10 protein-coding genes are annotated in these 23,228 nt (G+C 74.9%); 3 read left to right on the top strand and 7 right to left on the bottom strand.

Going from position 1 to position 23,228, the window contains the following annotated elements; genetic code table 11:
• The 3 genes from AWW66_RS11315 to AWW66_RS11325 form a co-directional block, all read left to right on the top strand.
• Positions 1 to 1,359, top strand: a 1,359-nt coding sequence (locus AWW66_RS11315; RefSeq protein WP_157527382.1) for a non-ribosomal peptide synthetase, incomplete at its 5' end; no start/stop codon positions are given.
• Positions 1,356 to 2,582: a cytochrome P450 gene (locus tag AWW66_RS11320; RefSeq protein WP_342671918.1), complete on the top strand. Its 1,227-nt coding sequence runs from the start codon at positions 1,356 to 1,358 to the stop codon at positions 2,580 to 2,582. The genes AWW66_RS11315 and AWW66_RS11320, both read left to right, overlap by 4 nt.
• On the top strand, positions 2,579 to 3,100 hold the full coding sequence (locus tag AWW66_RS11325) for a hypothetical protein (protein WP_067363929.1): 522 nt from the start codon (positions 2,579 to 2,581) through the stop codon (positions 3,098 to 3,100). The genes AWW66_RS11320 and AWW66_RS11325 overlap by 4 nt, the downstream gene beginning before the upstream one ends.
• Positions 3,101 to 3,176: 76 nt before the next feature.
• On the opposite strand, the gene AWW66_RS11330 is transcribed toward AWW66_RS11325, so the two are convergent.
• The 7 genes from AWW66_RS11330 to AWW66_RS11360 all read right to left on the bottom strand — a co-directional run bounded on the left by AWW66_RS11330 (position 3,177) and on the right by AWW66_RS11360 (position 23,224).
• Complete coding sequence (locus tag AWW66_RS11330) at positions 3,177 to 3,872, bottom strand: hypothetical protein (RefSeq protein WP_211271913.1); 696 nt, start codon at positions 3,870 to 3,872, stop codon at positions 3,177 to 3,179.
• A complete protein-coding gene (locus AWW66_RS11335) occupies positions 3,835 to 4,875 on the bottom strand; it encodes a GSCFA domain-containing protein (RefSeq protein ID WP_211271914.1) in 1,041 nt (346 codons plus the stop codon). The genes AWW66_RS11330 and AWW66_RS11335 overlap by 38 nt, the downstream gene beginning before the upstream one ends.
• Entirely contained in the window at positions 4,872 to 6,536 is a 1,665-nt protein-coding gene (locus AWW66_RS11340) for an AMP-binding protein (protein ID WP_067363932.1), read from the bottom strand. The genes AWW66_RS11335 and AWW66_RS11340 overlap by 4 nt, the downstream gene beginning before the upstream one ends.
• 73 nt (positions 6,537 to 6,609) lie before the next feature.
• Entirely contained in the window at positions 6,610 to 20,478 is a 13,869-nt protein-coding gene (locus tag AWW66_RS11345; protein WP_342671919.1) for an amino acid adenylation domain-containing protein, read from the bottom strand.
• A 106-nt stretch (positions 20,479 to 20,584) separates the two neighbouring features.
• Positions 20,585 to 21,553, bottom strand: coding sequence for a quinone oxidoreductase family protein (locus AWW66_RS11350; protein ID WP_067363938.1), 969 nt, complete (start codon positions 21,551 to 21,553; stop codon positions 20,585 to 20,587).
• Between the two features lie 16 nt (positions 21,554 to 21,569).
• Positions 21,570 to 22,553 (bottom strand): branched-chain-amino-acid transaminase, encoded by a 984-nt coding sequence (gene ilvE, locus AWW66_RS11355; protein ID WP_211271915.1) that lies wholly within the window; start codon positions 22,551 to 22,553, stop codon positions 21,570 to 21,572.
• Positions 22,550 to 23,224, bottom strand: a complete 675-nt coding sequence (locus tag AWW66_RS11360) for an RraA family protein (RefSeq protein WP_067363941.1) — start codon at positions 23,222 to 23,224, stop codon at positions 22,550 to 22,552. Before AWW66_RS11360 ends, ilvE begins: the two co-directional genes overlap by 4 nt.
• Positions 23,225 to 23,228: the final 4 nt, after the last annotated feature.

Consider the following 23,228-nt stretch of genomic DNA (forward strand, 5'->3'; position numbering starts at 1 on the left):
CCGGTCACCACCCGGCACGCCGCCTACACGATCTACACGTCCGGCTCGACCGGCCGCCCGAAAGGCGTGGTCGTCGAGCACGGCGCACTGGTCAACTCGCTGGCCGGAATGCAGCGCCTGCTCGCCCTGACCACGGCGGACCGGCTCCTGGCGATCGCCACCGTCGCCTTCGACATCGCCGCGCTCGAACTCTTCCTCCCCCTGCTCGCCGGAGGCCGGGTGGTGCTGGCCGACCGGGACGACATCGTCGACACACCGGCCCTGCTCGACCTCGCCGAGCGGACGGGGATCACCGTCATGCAGGCCACCCCCGCGCTCTGGCGGGTCCTCGCCGCCCACGCCCCGGACCGGTTGAGCGGGCTCCGTGTGGTCAGCACCGGCGAGGCCCTGCCCGCCACCGTGGCGGAGGCGCTGTGCGCGCACACCGCCCGGGTCACCAACGCCTACGGCCCCACCGAGACCTTCTACACCACCGCCACCCACCTCGGTCCCGGGAACGCCGGCATGCCGCCGTCCGTCGGCCGTCCGCTGGTCAACTACCAGATCCTGATCCTGGACCGGACGCTGCGCCCCGTACCGCCCGGGGTGACCGGTGAACTCTGGATCGCCGGGCAGGGCCTCGCCCGCGGCTACGCCCACCAACCGGCGCTGACCGCCGAACGGTTCGTCGCCAACCCCTTCGGCGGCCCCGGTGCGCGGATGTACCGCAGCGGCGACCTCGCCCGCTGGACCGCCACCGGTGAGGTCGAGTACCTGGGCCGCACCGACCACCAGATCAAACTGCGCGGCTTCCGCATCGAACCGGCCGAGATCGAGCGGACCCTGACCCGCCACGCCGCCGTCCGCCACGCCACCGTCGTCGCCCGCGAGGACCGGCCGGGCGAACCGCAGCTCGTGGCCTACCTGGTACCGGAACCCGGGGCGGCGCCGCCGACCACCCGCCAGGTACGGGCCCACGTCGCCGAACTGCTGCCCGCGTACATGGTCCCGGCCGCAGTCGTCGTGCTGCCGGAGCTGCCCCTGACCCCGAACGGGAAGCTGGACCGCGCGGCCCTGCCGGCCCCCACGCCCGGCGGCGACGGGTACCGCGCCCCGACCACCGGCCAGGAGGCGACGTTGTGCCGACTCTTCGGCGCGGTGCTCGGCGTCGACCGGGTCGGGGTCGACGACGACTTCTTCGCCCTCGGCGGGCACTCGCTGTCGGCCACCCGACTGATCGCGCGGGCACGGGCGGAACTGGGGGTGGAGATCCCCATCCGGACCCTGTTCCTCTCCCCCACGGTCGCCGACCTCGCCCGTCGCCTGGGCGAGATGTCCACGCCCGCCCGCAAGCCGCTGCGCAGAATGGTCGACCAGTGACGGCCGCCCCCGGCCCGGACCGGATCACCACGGACGGCATGCTGGCCGACCCGGACCTCGCCCGCGACGGCGACCCCGAGACGCTCTGGGCCCGGCTGCGCGCACAGGGCCCGATCCACCGGGTGGAGCGCGACCGCGACTGGTTCTGGGCGGTCGTCACCCACGCGGAGATCCTGCGCGTGCTCCGCGACCACACCCGGTTCACCTCCGAGCGCGGGATGCGCCTCGACGACAACCCCGAGGCCACCGCCACCGCCGCCGGGAAGATGCTGATCGTCAGCGACCCACCCCGGCACGGTGAGATCCGGCGGGTGGTGAACTCCGCGTTCACCCCACGGGTCGTCGCCCGGCTGGAGCGCACCATGCGCGCGACCGCCGCCCGGATCGTCGACGAGGCGCTGCGCGACGGCGGCTGCGACCTCGTCCGGGTCGCCGCCCGCCTGCCCGCCTCGGTCATCTGCGACATGCTGGGCGTACCCGCCGAGGACTGGGACTTCATGGTCGAGCGGACGACCGTGGCCTTCGGGCCCACCGGTGGCCGCGCGGAGACCCTCACGGTGGCCGAGGCCCACGCGGAGATCCTGCTCTACTTCGAGGAGCTGCTGGCCCGGCGCCGGCGCGACCCCCGCGAGGACCTGATCAGCACACTGATCGCGGCGCGGATCCGCGACGTGCCGCTCACCGACGAGGAGATCCTGCTCAACTGCGACGGGCTGCTCTCCGGCGGCAACGAGACCACCCGGCACGCCACCGCCGGCGGGCTGCTCGCCCTGGCCGCCGCACCCGGGCAGTGGTCGAGGCTCCGGCGTGACCCGGCCCTGCTCGCCCCGGCGGTGCAGGAGGTGCTCCGGTTCACCAGCCCGGCCACCCATGTGGTACGGACGGCGGTGGTGCCGGCCCGGGTGGGCGGGCACCTGGTCCGGCCGGGCGAACGGGTCGCCGCGTGGCTGGCGTCGGGAAACCGGGACGAGGCCGTCTTCGCCGATGCCGCAACCTTCGACGTCACGCGCGCGCCGAACCCGCACCTCGCCTTCGCCTCCGGCACGCACTACTGCCTGGGCGCCGCGCTCGCCACGACGGAACTCACCGCGATGATCGGCGAGGTGCTGCGCCGGGTGGAGCGCGTCGAGCCCGCAGGCCCGGTCGTCCGCACCCGCTCGAACCTCGTCCGCGGCTACGACTCGGTCCCGGTCACCCTCGTCCCCCGGAAGGATCGCCCGTGACACCGAACTGGTCCACCGTCCCGCTCACGGCGGTGCACGACTGGCACCGCAGCACGGTCATCCCCCTGCTGGCCGTGCCGGACAGTGCCGAGCTGAGCCGCCTGCACACCGCCGCGCTGCACGGCGACCTCGGCACCGCGCAGGACTGGGTCGCGGCGCTCGAACCCTGGCTGGTTGAGGTCTACCGGCGCGCGTACGCCGCCGCCGAGGCGCGCGCCACCAGCTACGCGACGGCGTACGGCTACCTCACCTCCCGGGGCGCCCCCGCGGCGGAGGCGGCCGCCCAGGCCGGCCAGTACGCCGAGCACTACGTCGCCGCCCACGCCGAGTCGTTCGCGGGGGTCAACGCCCGGGTGAACGCGGTCGCGGTCGCCGCCGCGTACGCCGCCGGGGACGCCGTCGCCCACGCGGCCAGCCACCCCTACGCCCGCGCCAACGCCTACCTGCGTGCCGCCGGCGCGGAGGCCGGCCCGCGCCTCGCGGACGGACTGGCCCGGAGCCTGACCCGGGCAGCGTGACCCGCCCGAACGGTCTGCGGCGGACCGGCCGCCGCCCTCCCCGTCGGGGCGGCCGGCCACCCGCTCGTCGGCCGGCTCAGAGGCCACGGTCGAGGAGATCGGCCAGGACCAGCCGGCCGAACGCCAGGTTCCCGTGCACGAAGTCGTCCGGATCGCACAGCTCCGGGCGCTGGAAACCGGTCTCGTCGGTGACCCGGGACCGCAGGTCGGGCACCTCCACACCGAGCCGGAGCAGCTCGCGGCGGATGCACTGCTGCGCGGCGAAGAAGACCTCGGGGTCCGCCTCCGGCGGCACCCGCTGCGGCGGCATCACCCCGAGGACCCGGACGCCCATCCCCCGGATGTGCCGGTAGAGGTCGAGCGTCTGCCCGTAGTACGTCGTGATGATCTCGTCGAAGAGACCACCGCCGATGAACCCGGGCGGAAAGCCGCCGGTGTCGTCGCGGTAGATCCGCCAGTTCTCGACGGCCGCGACGACGTGGACGCCGAACCCGAGGGTCGAGACCACCGGGACGCGCAGGTCGGCCATCCGGGCCACCCCGAGCACGGCCAGGAACTCCCGGTAGTGCTGCTCGGTGGCCGGTTTACGGAAGACGACATCACCGTCGCCCAGGTCGTAGAAGGACTCCGGGTACCGGCGGCTGATATCGAGCGGCCCACCGGCGAGGCCGATCCCCGCAGCCTGGGCCGCCCGCCCGATCGGTCCCGCGTGCGAGTCGCCCAGCAGCAGGAACCTAGCGGGGGCGGTAGTAGTCGAGGACGGCGTCGTCACAGGGATCCCCTCCGATCTGAGTGGCGGTGCCGGTGCGGCAGGGCCGGGCGGCGGGGCGGCCGGCGAGCGCGCCGACGAAGTGCCGCACGACGAAGTCCACGCCGTCCGGGGTGACGGTGCGCAGGTTGGGCTCGAAGAACGCGGCCCGGGCCGGGAAGCCCGCGACGATCTCGTACGACGGGAAGTAGTCGACGTCGTCGCGCTCCCCGGCCACCTGACCGACGGCGGCACGCAGCACCGACTTCGCGTGCACGGTGGCGGTCAGCACGTGCCCGCCCGTCGCGGTCGCCGTCAACGGCACCGGCGACACGGTCAGCACCACGCGCAGGTCGGGATTGGCGGCGCGACACAGGTCCACGACCGCCACCAGGTCCTCGTACACCTCGGCGAAGGTGAACTCGTGGAACACGTGCCGCTCGGGGTCGAACTCCCCACGGACGGTGCCGGGGCAGACGGGATAGGTGTCGCCACTGGCCGCGTCGCGCCACGACTCGGTCAGCCCCACGGTGAAGATGAGCACGCTCGCCCCGGTGACCGCGCGGCGGATGGCCGCGAGGGTGGTGCGCCGGGACTCGAGCATCTCCTCGGCGCTGGCGAACCCGGCCGGCTCGATCGACGGCCGGAACGGGTCGAAGAACCGGCCGTCCCCGGCCCACGCCTCGGTGGGCGGTTCGGCCCGGCCGAGAGCCCAGGCGAGCCACTGCCGCGCGACGGCGGCGGTGTAGATGTTGCCGGTGCGGAAGGAGAAGGCCCCGTAACCCCTGGCCCGACGCTCCGGACCGGTCAGCCCCGGTGGCGCCGGCTCGGCGTCCCACCAGTTCCAGCCGCGCTCGAGCAGGGCCCGGCCCAGGTTCGCGGCGAAACAGGACCCGGCGGTGATCACCGCGTCGTCCTGGCCGATCGCGAACGCCGGCCGCCACAGGTCGCTGATCCCGGCCATCCCCGGCTCGACGACCGCCGCCCGCCAGAACGCCCGTGCCGGCATCGACTCGTACGGGTTCACGGCGTACCCCCGTCCTGATTGATCGCGGTCGGTGCCTCGCCCCCGTGCGGCGGCCCGACGGCGGCGTCGCGGTCGGGCCCCGGCACCGCGCCGACCAGCCCCGGCCGGTGCTCCTCCCCCAGCCGCCGCCAGGCGGTGACGACCACGCCGTCCCCCTCCCCGCGCGACGGCGGGCCGACGGCGGCGAGGAGCGCGGCCTCGTCGACCGTGCCGTCGTCGGTCACCGGCAACGCGTCGACCCGGTAGGTGCGGCGCGGGCGCAGCGCCGGCGGCAGGGTGTGGGCCAGGTGCCGGTCGTAGTCGCCGTACGGCACCTCGTGGCGCAGCACGACGTAGGCGAGCAGTTCGGTGCCCCCGGCCACCGGATCACGGCGGGCGCAGACATGCGCCAGCAGGACGCCCGGGTGGGTCAGGATCTGCCGCTCCACCTCACCGGGTTCGACCCGGCAGCCGCACACCGTCACCTGCCGGTCGACCCGGCCGACGACCACCATCGTGCCGTCCTCGTCGAGCCGCACCAGGTCCCCGGTCCGGTAGTAGCGCCGGCCCGCCCGCCAGGCGAGCCGGACGAAACGGCAGGCCGTCTCCTCGGGCAGATTGCGGTAGCCCGCCGCCACACCCTCCCCACCGAGGTAGAGCTCGGCCTGCTCGCCCGGCACCGCCGGCCGGTCGCCGGCCACCGCGAGGGCCTCGGTGCCGGGCAGGGCGAGCCCGATCGGGACCACCTCCCCGGTGACCTCGCGGTCGATCGGATGGCTCAGCGCCAGGGTGGTGCACTCGGTGCGGCCGTAGACGTGGTGCAGCCGGGTGGTGCTGTCCGGGTTGTCGCGGTACCAGCGGCGCACCAGCGACACGTCGAGCTGCTCGCCGCCCACCAGCACCTGGTCGGTCGCCGCGAAGCAGGCCGGCTCCTCGGCGACGACCGCGGCGAACAGCACGGTGGTGACGAGGACCGTGTCGATCCGCTCCCGCAGCAGCGCGGCGCGCAGCAGGCGTGGCGTCCGCGCGACCGGGTCGGCGACGATGACGCAGCAGCCGCCGGTCAGCAACGGCACCCACACCTCGAAGCTGAGCGCGTCGACCGCCGGGTCGGCCAGGCAGGCGAACCGCCGGCCGGCACCGAACTCCAGGTAGCCGGGCTCCGCCAGCCGGAGGATGCCGCCGTCGCGCACCTGCACTCCCTGCGGCCGACCGGCGGTGCCCGACGTGTAGAAGAGGAACGAGCAGTCGGCCGGGGTGCTGTCGGGCGTCGGGCCGGTCTCGGTCGCGAGGAGATCGTCCGCGGCGGCGCAGGTGACCCGGTGGGGCAACCCGGCCGGGACGGTGCCGTCGTGCACGACCATCGTGCAGCCGGCGTCGGTCAGGATGTGGTGGCTGCGCTCGGCGGGATTCTGCGCGTCGAGCGGGACGACGACCCCACCCACGCGCAGGATGCCGAGCATGGTGCCGACCAACTGCCAGGACCGGGGCAGGCAGACGGCGACCGCCTGACCCCGCCGCACCCCGAGTCGCCAGAGCCCGAGGGCGACCGCCGCCGCGCAGTCCGCGAGCGCCGCGTAGTCGAGCTGCCGGTCACCGTCCACGACCGCGAGGGCGTCGGGGTGACGGCGGCTGCGGGCCAGTACCCGCGTGGCGAGACCCCCCGACACGGAGCCGGTCACGAGCGCCCCGCCGCGCCACCGCCGCCGGCCCGGTGGCGGAACCCCGGGCACGTCCCCGCGACCGACAGCCCGATCACGACGCCTCCTCCGGACGGCGCATCCGCCGCAGCGCGGGCCGGGCGCGGGGAGCCGAGCCGAGGTCGGCCGCCAGCCGCTCGACGGTCGGGCTCTGGAACAGCGTCCGGATGGGCATCTCCACGCCCAGCGTCGAGCGGACCCTGCTGGCCACCCGCATCGCCAGCAACGAGTGGCCGCCCAGGTCGAAGAAGCTGTCCTCGACGCCGACGGCGGGCAGGCCCAGGACCTCGGCGAAGATCGCGCAGAGGGCCTCCTCGCGCGGTGACGACGGGCCCCGGCCGGTGGCCGTGAAGCCGGGGGCGGGCAGCGCCTCCCGGTCGATCTTCCCGTTCGCCGTCAACGGGAAGGCGTCCAGCTCCACCACGGCCGACGGCACCATGTGGTCCGGCAGCCGCCGCGCCACGAAGTCCCGCACCCCGGCCGCGCTGCCGACCACGTACGCCACCAGGCGGGTGCCCGCCGCGGCGTCCTCCCGCGCGACCACCGCCGCCCGCGTGACGCCGACGTGTTCGGCGACGACGGCCTCAACCTCGGCCGGCTCCACCCGGAACCCGCGGATCTTGACCTGGTCGTCGGAGCGCCCGACGAACTCGAGAACCTCGCCGGGCGTCCACCGCACCACGTCCCCGGTGCGGTACATCCGGCCGCCCGGCGTGTACGGGTCCGCGACGAACCGGAGCGTGGTCAGCGCCGCCTGGCCCAGGTAACCACGGGCCAGACCCGCCCCCGAGACGTACAGCTCACCGGCGACCCCGGGCGGGACGAGCCGCAGCCGGTCGTCCAGCACGTAGACGCGGGTACCGGTGATCGGCCGGCCGATCGGCACCGGCCCGTCGCCGTGCAGCGGGTCGCTGATGGTCGCGCAGACGGTGGTCTCGGTGGGGCCGTAGGCGTTGATCATCCGCCGGCCCGGCGACCGGGCGGCGACCAGCTCGGCGGGGCAGGCCTCGCCCGCGACGACGAGCGTGGGCACCCGCACGGTGTCGGCGGGCAGGGCGGCCAGCGCCGACGGGGTGACGGTCGCGTGGGTGATCCCCGCGGCCCCGTCCGTCAGCACCTCGTACGGGCTGTCGGGCGGCCCGAGGACCAGGGTCGCCCCGGTGAGCAGCGCACCGCACATCTCCCACACCGACGCGTCGAAGCTGGGCGAGAAGACCTGCGCGACCCGGCTGCCGCCGTCGATGCCGAGGTGGTCGACCTGGGCCGCGACCAGGTCGGCGATGCCACGGTGGCTGACCACGACACCCTTGGGCGCGCCGGTCGAGCCGGAGGTGAAGATGACGTAGGCGGCGTGCTCCGGCAGCAGACCCACCGCCGGCGCGGTGTCCGGGTAGTCGCCGGTGCGGGTGACCGTCCGGCGGTCGTCGACGACCATGGCGGGTTTCAGGCCGGTGAGCAGCCGGTCGATCCGCTCGGCCGGATAGCCCGGATCGACGGGTACGTAGGCGGCGCCGGCCTTCATCGCCCCGAGGACGGCGACGACGAGGTCGATCGAGCGGGGCAGGACCAGGGCGACGAGGTCGTCGAGGCCGACACCGCAGTCGGCGAGCAGGTGCGCGAAACGGTTGGCGCGGCGGTCGAGTTCGTCGTAGGTGAGCTGCTCCGGGCCCTGCACGACGGCGACGGCGTCCGGGGTGCGCCGGGCATGACCGCCGAACAGCTCCGGCACGGTGGCCGGCGGGACGTCGCGGGTGGGGCCGCGTCCACGGTCGAGAAGCCGGTTCCGCTGGGCGTCGTCGAGCAGGTCGATCCGGCCGGCGTGCCGGTCCGGATCGGCGACGACCGTCCGCAGCACGCGCAGCAGGCCGGCGACGATCATGTCCACGGTGGAGCCGTCGAACAGTTCGGCGGCGTAGACGATCCCGCCGGTCAGGCCGGCGGGTGCACCGGCCTGGTCGAAGCGTTCGGTGAGCTGAACGTTGAGGTCCAGTTTCGCCGACCGGCCGCCGGGGGTGAGCGGGTCGATCCGCAGTCCCGGCAGGTCGAGGACCGGTTCGGCGTTGTTGTGCAGGGCGAGGACGACCTGGAAGAGCGGGTGCCGGGCCATCGACCGGGCCGGCGCCAACTCCTCCACGAGCCGCTCGAACGGCACGTCCTGATGCTCGAACGCGGCCAGACCCACCTCCCGGACCCGACCCAACACCTGCGCGAACGTCGGATCACCCGACAGGTCCGTCCGCAGGACCAGCGTGTTGACGAAGAAGCCGACCAGGTCGTCCAGCGCGTCGTCGGTACGCCCGGCCACCGGCGTGCCCAGCACGATGTCGTCGCCCGCGCCGAGCCGCGACAGCAGCACCGCCACCGCCGCCTGCAGAACCATGAACATCGTCACGCCCTGCGACCTGGCCAGCCCGGCCAGCGCCGCGTGCAGGTCCGCGGGAATCTCCACGGGGGTCACCCCACCGGCGTACGACGCCACGGCGGGCCGGGGCCGGTCGAACGGCAGCGTCAGCTCCTGCGGCGCGCCCGCCAACACCCTCCGCCAGTGGTCCACCTGCCGCTGGAGCAGACCACCCGAGTCCAACAGGTCCCGCTGCCACAGCGTGTAGTCCACGTACTGCACCGGCAACGGCGACCACCCCGGCGCGCTCCCCTGCCGCCGGGCCCGGTAGGCCGTGGAGAGATCCCGCCACAGCGGACCCATCGACCAGCCGTCCCCCGCGATGTGGTGCATCGCCAGTACCAGCACGTGCTCCCGCTCGCCGGTCGCGGCGAGCGACGCCCGCAGCGGCGCCTCCGTGGCCAGGTCGAACGCATGCTCCGCCGCCGCCGTGATCTCCTCGGCCCCGATCTCGGTCAGCGCGGCCGGCGGGTCGTCGAGCACCGCCTGGTGGGGCTCGCCGTCCACGGCGGGGAACACGGTCCGCAGCACCTCGTGCCGGTCGACCACGTCGCGCAGGGCCGCCCGCAACGCCGCGACGTCCAGGTCGCCGGTCAGCCGCAACACGAACGAACTGTTGTAGGCGCTGCCCCCGTCGATCTGGTTGAGCAGCCACAGCCGCACCTGCGCGTACGACAACGGCACCCGGTCGGGGCGGGCCACCGGCCGGACCCGGGGCCGGACCTCCTCTCCGCCGGAGGCCCACTCGGCCAGGCCCGCCACCGACGGCGACTCGAACACCACCCGCAGCGGCACCTCGACGCCGAGCACCGACCGGATCCGGGCGACCAGCCGCATCGCGAGCAACGAATGACCGCCCAGGTCGAAGAAGTTGTCCGTCACCCCGACCGCCGGCAGCCCCAGCACCTCGGCGAAGAGCGTGCCGAGCAGCTCCTGCCGCAGCGTCGACGGCGCACGGCTCGCGGTCTCGTACACCGGGGCGGGCAGGGCGGCCCGGTCGAGCTTGTTGTTCGCCGTCACCGGGAGCGCGTCGACGACGACGACCGCGGCCGGCACCATGTACTCCGGCAGCTGCCGCGCCACGTGCTCGCGCACCCCGACGCCGCTGCCCACCACGTAGGCCACCAGGCGTTTCTCCCCGGGCTCGTCCTCGCGGACGACCACCGCCGCCTGGTCGACGCCGGGCTGCCCGGCGACGACCGCCTCGACCTCGGCCGGCTCGATCCGGAAGCCCCGGATCTTCACCTGGTCGTCGGCCCGGCCGACGAACTCCAGCACCCCGGCGGCCGACCAGGAGGCCACGTCACCGGTGCGGTACATCCGCTCGCCGACGCCGGTGAACGGGTCGGCGACGAACCGTTCCGAGGTCAACGCCGGGCGGTCCAGGTAGCCACGGGCGACTCCGGCACCGGCGACGTACAGCTCGCCCCGGACGCCCGGCGGGACGGGCCGCAGCAGGTCGTCGAGGACGTACACCCGGGTGTTGTCCATCGGCCGGCCGATCGGCAGGACCGCACCGACCTGGGCGGGGTCGGTGAACTCCAGCTGCACGCCGCACAGGGTGATCTCGGTGGGAGCGTAGAGCTGACGGACCCGCAGGCCGGGCAGGGTCTCCAGGACCCGGCGCACCGCGCGCGCGGAGACCACGTCACCGCCGGTGAGCACCTCGTGGACACCGGCGAAGACGCCCGGGTCCTCCTCGGCGATCACCCGGAACAGGCCCGCGGTGAGCAGCATGTGGGACAGCCCGTGCTCGGCGATCAGGGCCCGCAGGGTAGCCGTGTCGAGCTGCCCCTTTGGCGGGACCACCACCCGGCCGCCGGCCAGCAGCGGCGCCCAGAGTTCGTAGGCGGTGGCGTCGAAGGAGTACGGCGAGACCAGCAGGCTGCGGGCCGGGAAGGTGAAGTCCCAGCAGCTGTCGGTGGCGAGCTGGACGAGGTCGCGGTGGGTGGTGGCGATGCCCTTGGGGACGCCGGTCGAGCCGGAGGTGAACATGACGTACCCGAGGTTGCCGTCGGTGGTGGCGGTGACCGGGGCGGACGCCGGCCCGGCGGCGAAGGAGTCGTCGTCGACGATCAGGAGGTCGCCGGTGGTGACGTCGCGGGCGACGTCCGCCCAGTGCCGGTCGGCCAGCAGGGTCACCACGTCGTGGTTGCCCAGCACGGTACGCATCCGGGCCGGTGGGGCCTTGGCGTCGAGGGGCAGGTAGGCGCCACCGGCCTTGAGCACGGCCAGCAGGGTGGCGACGAGGTCGGTGCAGCGGTCCATCAGCACGGCGACCAGCGAGTCGGGCCCGACACCACGCTCGACGAGCCGGTGCGCGAGACGGTTGGCGCGGGCGTCGAGCTCGGCGTAGGTCAGGGCGCCCCGGGCGTCGACGGTGGCGACCGCGTCCGGGGTCCGCGCGGCCTGCGCCGCGAAGAGGCCGTGCACGGTACCGGTGGGCACGTGGCGTGCGGTGTCGTTCCACTCGACCAGCAGCCGGTGGCGCTCGGCGTCGTCGAGGAGGTCGATCGCGCGGACCGGGGTCGCCGGGTCCGTGGTGACGGTGCGCAGGACGCGGACGAGCCGCTCGACCAGCGTGACGACGGTGGTGTGGTCGAAGAGGTCGGTGGCGTAGACCGCCCAGCCGGTCAGGCCCGCAGCGCCGCCGTCGGGGCCAACACGTTCGAGGAGCTGGAAGTCGAGGTCGAACTTGGCGGTCACCGGGCCGGCGGGGACCCGTTCGACGCTGGTGCCGGCGAGTTCGAGGACGGGTTCGGCGGTGTTCTGCAACGCCACGAAGACCTGGAAGAGCGGGTGCCGGGCCATCGACCGGGCCGGCGCCAACTCCTCCACCAGCCGCTCGAACGGCACGTCCTGATGCTCGAACGCGGCCAGACCCACCTCCCGGACCCGACCCAACACCTGCGCGAACGTCGGATCACCCGACAGGTCCGTCCGCAGGACCAGCGTGTTGACGAAGAGCCCCACCAGGTCGTCCAGCGCGTCGTCGGTCCGCCCGGCCACCGGCGTGCCCAGCACGATGTCGTCACCGGCGCCGAGCCGCGACACCAGCACCGCCACCGCCGCCTGCAGGACCATGAAGACCGTCACGCCCCGCGACCGCGCCAGCGCCACCACAGCCGCGTGCAGGTCCGCCGGGATCGCGATGTCCACCCTGCCCCCGGCGTACGACGCCACGGCGGGCCGGGGCCGGTCGACCGGCAGCGTCACCTCCTCCGGTGCGCCCGCCAACGCGGCCCGCCAGTGGTCCACCTGCCGCTGGAGCAGACCACCCGAGTCCAACAGGTCCCGCTGCCACAGCGTGTAGTCCACGTACTGCACCGGCAACGGCGACCACCCCGGCGCGCTGCCCTCCCGGCGCGCCGCGTACGCCACCGACAGGTCCCGCCACAACGGCCGCATCGACCAGCCGTCCGCCGCGATGTGGTGCACCGTCAGCGTCACCAGCCGCGCCCCGCCCGTCACGGGGGCCACGGTCATCCGCACCGGGTACTCCTCGGGAAGGTCCCCGGTCGACGGCGGCTCCAGCACCACCTGACGCGGCTCACCGGCCACCGCCGGGTAGACCGTCCGCAGCACCTCGTGCCGCTCGACCACGTCCCGCAGCGCCGCCCGCAGCGCCGGCTCGTCCAGGTCACCGGTGACCCGGACCGCGACCGTGATCTCGTACAGCCGTCGCTGTTCGGTCAGCTCACCCAGGAACCACAGCCGCCGCTGCGCGAACGACAGCGGGACGACGTCGGGCCGGGACACCGGCCGGACCCCGGGCCGGGCCGGCTGGCCAGCGGCGGACCACCGGGCCAGGCCCGCGACCGTCGGCGACTCGAACACCACCCGCAGCGGCACCTCCACACCGAGCACCGACCGGATCCGGGCGACCAGCCGCATCGCGAGCAACGAATGACCGCCCAGGTCGAAGAAGTTGTCCGTCACCCCGACCGCCGCGAGCCCGAGCAGGTCCGCGAAGACGCCGCACAGCAGCTCCTCCCGGGGTGACGACGGGTCCAGCCGGTCGGCGCCGGCGTACACCGGCGCGGGCAACGCCGCCCGGTCCAGCTTCCCGTTCACCGACAGCGGCAGCGCGTCGAGCTCCACCACGGCGGCCGGCACCAGGTACTCCGGCAGCCGCTGCGCCACCCGCTCCCGCACCCCGGCGGCGCTGCCCACCACGTAGGCCACCAGGCGCTTCTCGCCGGGGCTGTCCTCGCGGACGACGACCGCGGCCTGCGTGACCCCGGGCTGCTCGGCGACGACCGCCGCCACCTCGGCCGGCTCGATCCGGAAGCCCCGGATCTTCACCTGGTCGTCGGCCCGGCCCACGAACTCCAGCACCCCGTCCGGCGACCAGCGCACCACGTCGCCGGTCCGGTACATCCGCCCGCCCGCGACGAACGGGTCGGCGACGAACCGCTGCGCGGTCAGCCCCACCTGACCCAGGTAGCCCCGGGCCACCCCCGTGCCGGACACGTACAGCTCGCCCGTCACCCCCGGCGGCACGAGCCGCAGCCGGTCGTCCAGCACGTGGACGCGGGTGTTGTCCAGCGGCCGGCCGATCGGCAGGACCGCACCGACCCCGGCGGGATCGGTGAAGGCGAGCTGACTGGTCGTCACGGTCACCTCGGTCGGACCGTACAGGTGCCGGACGGTGATCCCCGGCACGGTGTCGAGGACGGCCCGCACCGCACGGGCCGGGACGACGTCCCCGCCGACGAGGACCTCCCGCACCCCGGCGAAGACCGTCGGGTCCTCCTCGGCGAGGACCCGGAACAGGCCGGCGTTGAGGTTGACCACGTCGACCCCCTGCCCGGCGACCAGCGCGCGCAGGACGGCCGCGTCGAACCGGTCGCCCGGCGCGACCACGACCTGCCCGCCGGTGAGCAGCGGCACCCAGATCTCCAGGGTCGCCCCGTCGAACGACTGCCGCGACCGCAGCGGCAGCCGCAGCGCGTCGCCGGCGGGCCAGCACCGGTCGCGGGCGAAGTTCACCACCGCCCGCTGGGTGATCGCGATGCCCTTGGGCGTGCCCGTCGAACCGGAGGTGAACATGACGTGCGCCAGGTTGTCCGGGACCGCCGTGCCGGGCGGGCAGGTCCGGGGGCCGTCGTCCGGCAGGGCGGCCAGGTCGGCGGCGGTGAGGGTCAACACCGGCCCGGCCGCCGCGAGCAGGGACCGCAGGTGCTGCTCGGGATGGTCGGGATCCAGCGGCAGGTACGCGCCGCCGGCTTTCAGCACGGCCAGCAGCGTCACGACCAGCTCCGCGCTGCGCGGCAGCAGCACGGCGACCAGCGCGTCGGGAACGACGCCCCGGTCCCGCAGCAGCCACGCCAGCCGGTTCGCGTCGGCATCCAGCGCGGCGTAGGTCAGCCGCCGGTCACCGTCGACGACCGCGACGGCGTCCGGGGCGCGGGCGACCTGCTCGGCGAAGAGCTCGGCGATGGTCACCTCGGGGACGTCCCGGGCGGTGTCGTTGCGCCGGGTCACCAGCTCGTGCCGCAGGTCACCGTCGAGCACGTCGACCGAGCCGAGGTCCCGGCCGGGTTCGGTCTCGAGCGCCCGGACGACCGCGGCGGTCGTGGCGCGCAGCACGGCGACGACGACCTCCGGGTCGATCGGGGGTACGGCGTGCACGGTGAACCCGAAGCCGGTGCCCAGGTCCTCGACCGACACGTCCAGCGGGTAGTTCGTGCGCTCGCGGACCGCGACCAGCTCGAAGCCGACCCCGGTGCCGGTCAGGAACGTCTCGTTGTAGCGGTAGTTGAACAGCGCGGTGAACAGCGGCGCGGGCGCCGGCACGCCGCTGGCGCGCTGCGCCAGGCCCAGCGGGGCGTGTTCGTGCCCGAGGGTCTCGGCGAGCTGGGACCGCATCGCCCGGACGGCGTCACCGACGCCGACTCCGGCGACCCGGGCGCGCACCGGGACGGTGTTGATGAACAGGCCGGGGACCCGGTCGCCGCCCGTCCCGGCCTGCATCCGGCCGAAGAGGACGGTGCCGAACACGACGTCACCCCGACCGGACAGGGCGGCGAGGGCCCGCGACCACACCACGTGGAACACCGTCGCCGGGGTGACGCCCAGCGCCCGGGCCGCCGCCCGCATCCGGGCGGCCAGGCCGTCGTCGAGCACCGCCCTGGTGTGCCGGACGTCCCGGCCGTCGCCGCGCACGTCGAGCACGCCGAAGGGTGCCGTCGGCTCGGTGACGTCGCCGAGCAGCCGGGTGAAGTAGGCGGTGTGCTCCTCGCGGCTGACCCCGAGCAGCGCCTGCGCCACGAAGGCCCGGTAGGGCAGCGGCTCCGGCAGGTCGGCGGCGCGGCCGTCGAGGACGGCGCGGGCCTCGGTCAGCATCACCTCCAGGGTGGTGTGGTCCTGGGTGAGGTGGTGCATCCGCAGCAGCACGTGGGTGCCGTGCACGTGGGCGGCCATCAGCGGCGCGCGACGCAGGTCCAGCGGCGGCAGCTCCGCGTCCACCAGGTCGACGCCGGCCAGGTCGTCGACCACGGTCACCGGAAGGACCGCGCGGCGGTGGACGACCTGGACGGGGTGGGCGATGCCCTCCCACTCCAGCGTGGTCCGCAGGATGTCGTGCCGGTCGATGACGACCTGCAGGGCGGCGAGGAAGGCGGCCACCTCCCCGGGTGAGCCGAACCCGAGGACGAGCCGCACGACGTACGGGTCGGTCGTGCCCGCGGTCGCGTCGGCGAGCCGGTGGTGGAAGAAGAGCCCTTCCTGCAACGGCCCCAGCGGGTAGACGTCCGCGACGGCGGCGGCACCACCGTCGACCCCGGCGACCACCGTGGCCAACTCGTCCCGGGACAGCCCGGCCAGGGGAACCATCGTGGGCAGGACCTCGGAGGCGTCCGGCGGGACGAACGCCTCGGCGACCGCCACCTTTCGGCCACCGGCGACCGCCGCCAGGCGCTGCGGCGTCGGCGCCTCGAACAGCGTCCGCACGTCGACCGGCACGTCCCGGGACCGCAGCCGTTCGACCAGCGTCACCGCCAGCAGCGAGTGCCCGCCCAGGTGGAAGAAGTCGTCGGTGACGCCGACCGACGGCAGGCCCAGCACCTCGGCGAAGACGGCACAGATGATCTCCTCGCGCGGCGTCGACGGGCGGCCCCCGGACGTCTCGTAGACCGGCGCCGGCAGCGCCCGCCGGTCCAGCTTCCCGCTCACCGTCAACGGCAGCGCGTCGAGGGCCACCACCGCCGACGGGACCAGGTAGTCCGGCAGCCGCCGCGCCAGCTCCGCGCGCACCCCGACGCCGCCGCCCACCACGTACGCCACCAGGCGTTTGTCCCCCGGCGTGTCCTCCCGGACGACGACCGCCGCCCTCGTCACCCCCGGGCAGGCCGCGACGGCGGCCTCGACCTCGGCGGGTTCGATCCGGAAGCCCCGGATCTTCACCTGCTCGTCGGCGCGCCCGACGAACTCCAGGACCCCCGCCGCGGTCCACCGCACCCGGTCACCGGTGCGGTACATCCGCTCCCCCACCGCGTACGGGTCGGCGACGAACCGCTGCGCGGTCAGCCCGGCGCGGCCCCGGTAGCCCCGCGCCACCCCGGTACCCGCCACGTACAGCTCACCGGGCACCCCCGGCGGAACCGGCTGGAGCATCCCGTCCAGCACGTAGACCCGGGTGTTCCAGAAGGGCAGCCCGATCGGCACCGGCCCGGCCGGGACCGGCTCGCCGGGTTCCAGCCGGTGGTCGAGGCAGTTCACGGTCAGCTCGGTCGGGCCGTACGCGTTGACGACCAGCACGTCCGGGTGCCGCTCCCGCCAGCCGGCCAGGGCCTCACCGGTCAGCGCCTCACCACCGACGAGCAGGGCACGACGCGGCGAGACCTGCTCGGGCAGGGTGCCGAGCAGGGCCAGGTGCGACGGGGTGACCTTCATGAAGTCGGCGCCCGCCGTGCGCGCGTCGTCGTCGTGCAGCTCCGCCAGGTGCACCGTCCCACCGGAGATCAGCGGCGTGTAGAGGGCGGTGACGGTGAGGTCGAAGGCGACCGAGGAGTGCACCAGCGCGGTGCCGTCCACCCCGGGGTAGACGGTCCGGGCCCGGCACAGGTAGGCGGCGAGGTTGCGGTGCTCGACGACGACGCCCTTGGGTCGGCCGGTGGACCCGGAGGTGTAGATGACGTAGGCGGCGTGCGCCGGGCGCAGACCCCGGTCACCGACCGGGCCGGTGCCCAGTCCCGCCAGGTCGGTGGGGCCGACGCCACCCGGGACCGGACGGTCGCTGAACACCACGGCCGGTGCGGCGTCCGCGATGGTGTCCAGGACCCGCTGTTCCGGGTGGCCGGGGTCCAGCGGCAGCAGCGTCCCGCCGGCCTTGAACACCCCCAGCAGGGCGGCCACGAGGTCGCGGCCCCGCTCCATCCACACCGCCACCAGGGACTCCGGGCCGACGCCCCGGTCGACCAGCAACCGGGCCACCTGGTTGGCCCGCGCGTCCAGCTCGGTGTAGGTCAGCGCGCCCCGGCGGTCGGTCACGGCGACGGCCGTCGGGGTCCGTGTCACTTGGTCGGCGAAGAGCTCGGTCACGGTGGTGGCGGGCACGACGCGGGCCGTCCGGTTGCGTCGTACCAGCAGCTCGTGGCGTTCGGCCGCGTCGAGCAGGTCGATCCGGCCGACCGGCCGTGACGGGTCGGCGCTGACCGCGTCCAGCACCCGCACGAGCCGGGTGACGATCCCCTGCGCGGTGTGCCGGTCGAACAGGTCGGCCGCGTAGAGCAGCCCGCCGCCCAGCCCGCCCTTCTCGTCGAACTGGAAGCTGAGGTCGAACTTGGCCCCCAGGTCGCCCGGGGGCAGGGCCTCAACCCGGAGGCCGGTGAGGTCGGGCAGCACCTCGGGGGCGCTCTGGAGCACCACCATGACCTGGAACAGCGGGTGCCGGGCCAGCGACCGTACCGGCGACAGCTCCTCGACGAGCCGCTCGAACGGCAGGTCCTGGTGCTCGAACGCGCCCAGCCCGGCCTCCCGGACCCGGCCGAGGACCTCCGCGAAGGACGGGTTGCCGGCGAGGTCGGTGCGCAGCACGAGGGTGTTGACGAACGATCCGACGAGGTCGTCGAGGGCGGGGTCGGTGCGCCCGGCGACCGGGGTGCCGATCGGCAGGTCCGGGCCCGCGCCGAGCCGGGCCAGCAGCACGGCGACCGCCGCGTGCAGCACCATGAACATCGTCACGCCGTGCGATCCGGCCAGCGCGGTCAGTCTCGCGTGCAGGCCGGCCGGCACGTCGATCGGGACCAGCCCACCCCGGTGTGACGGCACCGCCGGGCGGGGCCGGTCGACGGGCAGCGGCACCTCCTCGGGAAGATCCGCCAGGGCGTCGCGCCAGTAGGCGACCTGCCGGGCGTACAGGTCCCCGGACAGCAGCTCCCGCTGCCACAGGGTGTAGTCGACGTACTGCACCGGCAGCGGCGTCCAACCCGGCTCGCGCCCCTGCCGCCGTGCCGCGTACGCCGTCGACAGGTCCCGCCACAGCAGCCCCATCGACCAGCCGTCCCCGGCGATGTGCCGCACCGTCAGCGCCAGCACGTGCTCCCGGTCGCCCACCGGGGTCAGGGTGGCCCGCAGCGGCAGGTCCCCCGCCCCGTCGAAGGGGTCCGGCGGCGTCTCGACGACCCGCTGGTAGGGCTCACCGGCCACCACCGGGTACACCGTGCGCAGCGCCTCGTGCCGGTCGATCACGTCCCGCAGGGCGGCTCGGAGCGCCGCCACGTCCAGCTCGCCGACCAGCCGCACCGCGCTCGGGATGTCGTACAGGCCGTCCGACCCGGTCAGCTCGCCGAGGAACCACAACCGCCGCTGCGCGAACGACAGCGGCACGATCCTCGGCCGGGTCCGCCCACCGGCGCCGGCCCAGGCCGCCAGCGCGGCGACCGTCGGGTGGTCGAAGACCACCCGCAACGGCACCTCGACACCGAGCGCCGAGCGCACGTCGCCCACCAGCCGCGCCGCCAGCGGCGAGTCACCACCCAGGTCGAAGAAGCTGTCCGTCGTGCCGACCGACGCCCGTCCGAGCACCTGGCCGACGAGCGCGCACAGCACCTCCTCCAGCGGCGACGACGGGCCAGAGCCGGCGGTCCCGGACCCCGGCGCCGGCCCGGCCGGGCGCTCCTGCGCGCCGTCGACCGGCCGCAGGCTCTCCCCGGGACGCCCGGTGTCGGTGCGTCCGTCGACGACCGGCGGCGTCCCGGCCGGGACCGCCGCGACGATCGCGGCCTGCGGGGCCTGCGGCTCGGCGGCGGCCAACCGGTCCAGCACACCCACGAACCCCTCGGCGTGCGCCGCGAGCGCGGCCCCGGTGTAGAGCGCGGGATTCGCCGCCAGGTCGAGGCGCAGCCCCGCACCGACCCCACGCCGGTCCTGGACGACGAACGACACGTCGTCGACCGGCCCGTCGGTGATGCTCCGGACGGTGGCCCGCGCTCCTGCGAAGGCGATCCCGTCCGAGTCCGGCACCACGTCGACCAGCGGCCCGTAGAGCCGACGGTCGGGGTGTACCGCGCCCCGGTCGCGGCTCATCCGCTCGATCCCGTACCGCTGGTGGCGCAGCGCCTCGGCGAGCCGGTCGCCGGTGTGCCGCAGCAGCCCGGCGACGGACCCTGCGGGGTCGACGGTGAGCCGGACCGGCAGCACGGTCGAGACCGCGCCGGCGGTGGCCGCCACCTCGTCGCCGTACCGGACCGGCACCGGCACGCCGAGCACGACCTCCCGGGCGCCGGTGCTGCGCGCCAGGTAGAGGGCGGTCGCCGCGAGCACGACGGCGGACCACCGGACGCCGTGCCGGTGGGCGCCCTCGAACAGCCGGTCCGTGTGCGCGACCGACAACTTTCGGACGTGCCGCAGGCGTACACCGCCCGCCGAGGCCATCCGGCCGGCGAGGGTGACCGGCTCCGCGAGGCCGGCGAGCCGGTCGCGCCAGTAGCGCCGGTCCTCTGCGAACCGGGCGCTGCGGTGGTAGGCCTCCTGCGCGGTCAGCAGAGCGCCCAGGCCGGGCAGCGGGGCGCCGGGGTCACCGCCGGTGACCAGCGCGGTGTAGAGCGCGGCCAGCCGGCGCACGGTGACCAGGGCGCCGGGGCCGTCCTGCACGCAGCGGTGCCCGACCCTGGCCCAGTAGAAGCGGTCGCCGCCGGCCTGGAAGAGGGTCGTCGTGACGTTGGGGCCGGTCGCCAGGTCCACGGGCCGGCCGACCTCGTCGCGGGTGTGCCGCAGGACGGCCTGCCACGGGTCGGCCTCGCCGCTGACGTCGAGCGTCCGCACCGGGGCGGCGGCACCGAGGAACTGCCGGGGACCGTCCGGGGTCTCGACGATCCGCAGCCGGGTCGTCTCGTCCTCGGCGATCAGCAGCTCGGCGGCCCGGCGGAACAGCGGGACGTCGACCGGGCCGTGGATCTCGACGACCTCACCGCGCCAGTACTCGACGCCGTCCCGACGGAGCCGGTGGACGAACCACATGCCCTCCTGCGCATCGGTCAACCGAAGGGTTCGCTCACGAGCAACAGTCACGCGATGCACTCCTGGCGTAGTGTCCGGGGCCTGACCTGTCTGTGATGCTTCGCGCCGCCGCCCGGAGCGAACAACGGCGAATCCCGCCGTTACGCCGTGACGCCGGACCGGCGGGTCACGGGATCAGCAGCAGCTTCCCGCTCGTGCGCCGCGACTCGAGGGCGGCGTGCGCGGACGCCGCCGCCCCGAGGGCGTACCGGCCACCGATCCGCAGGTCGATGACACCGTCGGCGAGCCACCGCAGCACCTGCCCCGCCCGGCCGAGCAGTTCGGCCCGATCGGCGGTGTAGTGGACGAGGTTGGGCCGGGTCAGGTAGACCGAACCGGCCTCGTTGAGCCGCTGCGGCGCCACCGGCGCGACGAATCCGCTGGACTGGCCGAAGAGCGCCAGCGTGCCCCGGGGGCGCAGGCTGGCGAGGCTCGCGTCGAAGGTGGCCCGGCCGACCCCGTCGTAGACGGCCGCCGCCCCCGCCCCCGAGGTGAGCCCCCGCACCCGGGCGGCCAGGTCCTCGCCCGGGTGCAGCACGTGGTCGGCCCCGGCCGCCGCGGCCAGCCGCATCTTGTCCGGTGTGGAGGCCACGGCGACGACGCTCGCCCCCCGCAGCTTGGCCACCTGCACCAGGAGCAGTCCCACACCCCCCGCCGCGGCGTGCACGACGACGGTGTCACCCCGCGCGATCCGGTAGGTGTCGTGCGTCAGGTAGTGCGCGGTCATGCCCTGCAGGACGACCCCCGCCGCCTGCTCCAAGGACACCCCGTCCGGTACGGGCACCGTCCGGGCGGCGGGCAGCACCACCCGCTCGGCGTAGCTGCCGCCGGTGCCGTCGACCCAGGCCACCCGGTCACCCGCGCCGACCTCGGTGACCCCGGCGCCGACGGCCTCGACGACTCCCGCGCCGTCGAGGCCGGGCACGACCGGCAGCGGCCCCGGGTAGAGCCCCGACCGCACGTACACGTCGTGGAAGTTGACGCCGCACGCCCGCACCGCGACCGCCACCTCACCGGGGCCCGGCACCGGATCGGGCCGGATCTCCGTCCGGAGCACCTCGCTGCCGCCGTGCTCCCGCGCGGTCACGACCCGCATGGACGTCCCACCCCCGTCACCGGGGCACCTCGGTGAGCCAGCCCGGCCGGGCGGGCAGCACCCCCCGGACGGTGTCCGCGTAGGCGCGTTCCAGGCGGGCCGTCACCGGCCCGGTGCCGCCGTCGCCGACGACGAGCCCGTCGATCGTCCCGACCGGCAGCACCTCCCACCCGGTCCCCACGAAGAACACCTCGTCGGCCAGGGCCAGCTCGGTGCGGTCCACCTCCCGCTCCTCGACCGGGACACCGAGGTCACGCAGCAGGTCCAGCGCCGTCGACCGGGTGATGCCGGCGAGCAGCGCGCTGGTCAGCGAGGGGGTGACGACGGTCCCCCGGCGGACCAGCGCGACGCAGGCGCCGGCGCCCTCGGACACCTGGCCCCGGTCGTTGAGCAGCACCGGCCAGTCGTGCCCGTTGACCCGGGCCTCCATCACCGCGAGCCGCCCGTTGTGGTAGTTCGAGAAGGCCTTCACCCGGGCCGGCAACTGGGAGTCACCCGGTCTCGTCCAGGTGCTCACCCCGGCCCGGCAGGCCCGCTCCCGGAAGAGGTGACTGGTGAACGGCCAGGTGTCGATGACCACCTCGCACTCCACCCCCGCCGGCACCATCTGCTCCCGGACCAGGCCGCGCGGGAAGGCCCACGGCCGCACGTACGTGTCGTCGCGGTACCCGTTGGCCCGCAGGGTCTCCAGCACCGCCGTCCGCAACTCGTCCGGTGAGAACGGGATGACGATGCGGCACAACCGCGCCGACTCGTACAACCGGTCGAGGTGGTCGTCGAGGCGGAACACCAGCAGCCGGTCCCCGTCCACGGCGCGGTACGCCTTGATCCCCTCGAAGACGGCGGCGACCGAGGCGTGCCCGACGGAGGTGACGTGCACGGTCGCCTCCCGCCAGGGCACCAGCGCCCCGTCGCGCCAGATCCAGGTCGCGGGCGCCGCCGAGGGGTCCGCGAAGGAACCCAGCGCCCCGCCGGGTCGGTGACCCTCCACCGTGGTCACAGGTGTCCGAACTCGGCCAGCAGCTCGGGCAGGGACATGCCGGAGGCGATCTTCTCGCGGACGATGCGTTCCTTGTCGATCTGGGCGTGGGTCGCCTCGAGCACCGCCTCCGCGTCGCCCGCCGGGACCACCGCCACCCCGTTGACGTCGGCGACGACGATGTCCCCCGGGTGGATCACCTCGCCGCCGACCACGACCGGCACGTTGACCTGCACCGGCTCCGTGCGTCCGTGCACCGCCGACGGCGAGGCCCGGGGCACCGTCGACCGGTACCAGACCGGGAAGCCGAGGTCGCGGATCTCGTCGACGTCGCGGATCGCGCCGTCGACGATGCTGCCCGCGACCCCCGCCTTCTGCGACAGCGTGGACATCAGGGCCCCCCACATCGCGGTCGTGCGCGACTGCCGGGCGGCCAGCACCACGACGTCGCCCGGCTGGGCCAGCGCCAGCACCGGCATGCAGTCCACCAGGTCGTCGATCGACAGGTTCACGGTCAACGCGGGCCCGGCGATGCGGTGGGTGTCGGTGACCGGGACCAGCCCGCCGATGCCGCCGTCGCGGGCGCGGGCGTCGACGACCAGGCAGCTCGGGCTGTACTCGGCCAGCACCCGCCGGAAGCCGTCGACGTGCGCGGCCGGGGGACGGATGAGTTCGTGGCGCGCGGTGTGCACGTGC

This window comes from Micromonospora rosaria, assembly GCF_001567585.1.
In the GTDB taxonomy this organism is placed as follows: Bacteria; Actinomycetota; Actinomycetes; order Mycobacteriales; family Micromonosporaceae; genus Micromonospora; species Micromonospora rosaria.

What these genes read in the sequence shown, in the direction of transcription:
- AWW66_RS11350 (WP_067363938.1), bottom strand. Translation starts at nt 21,553, where the DNA reads ATGCGGGTCGTGACCGCGCGGGAGCACGGCGGCAGCGAGGTGCTCCGG.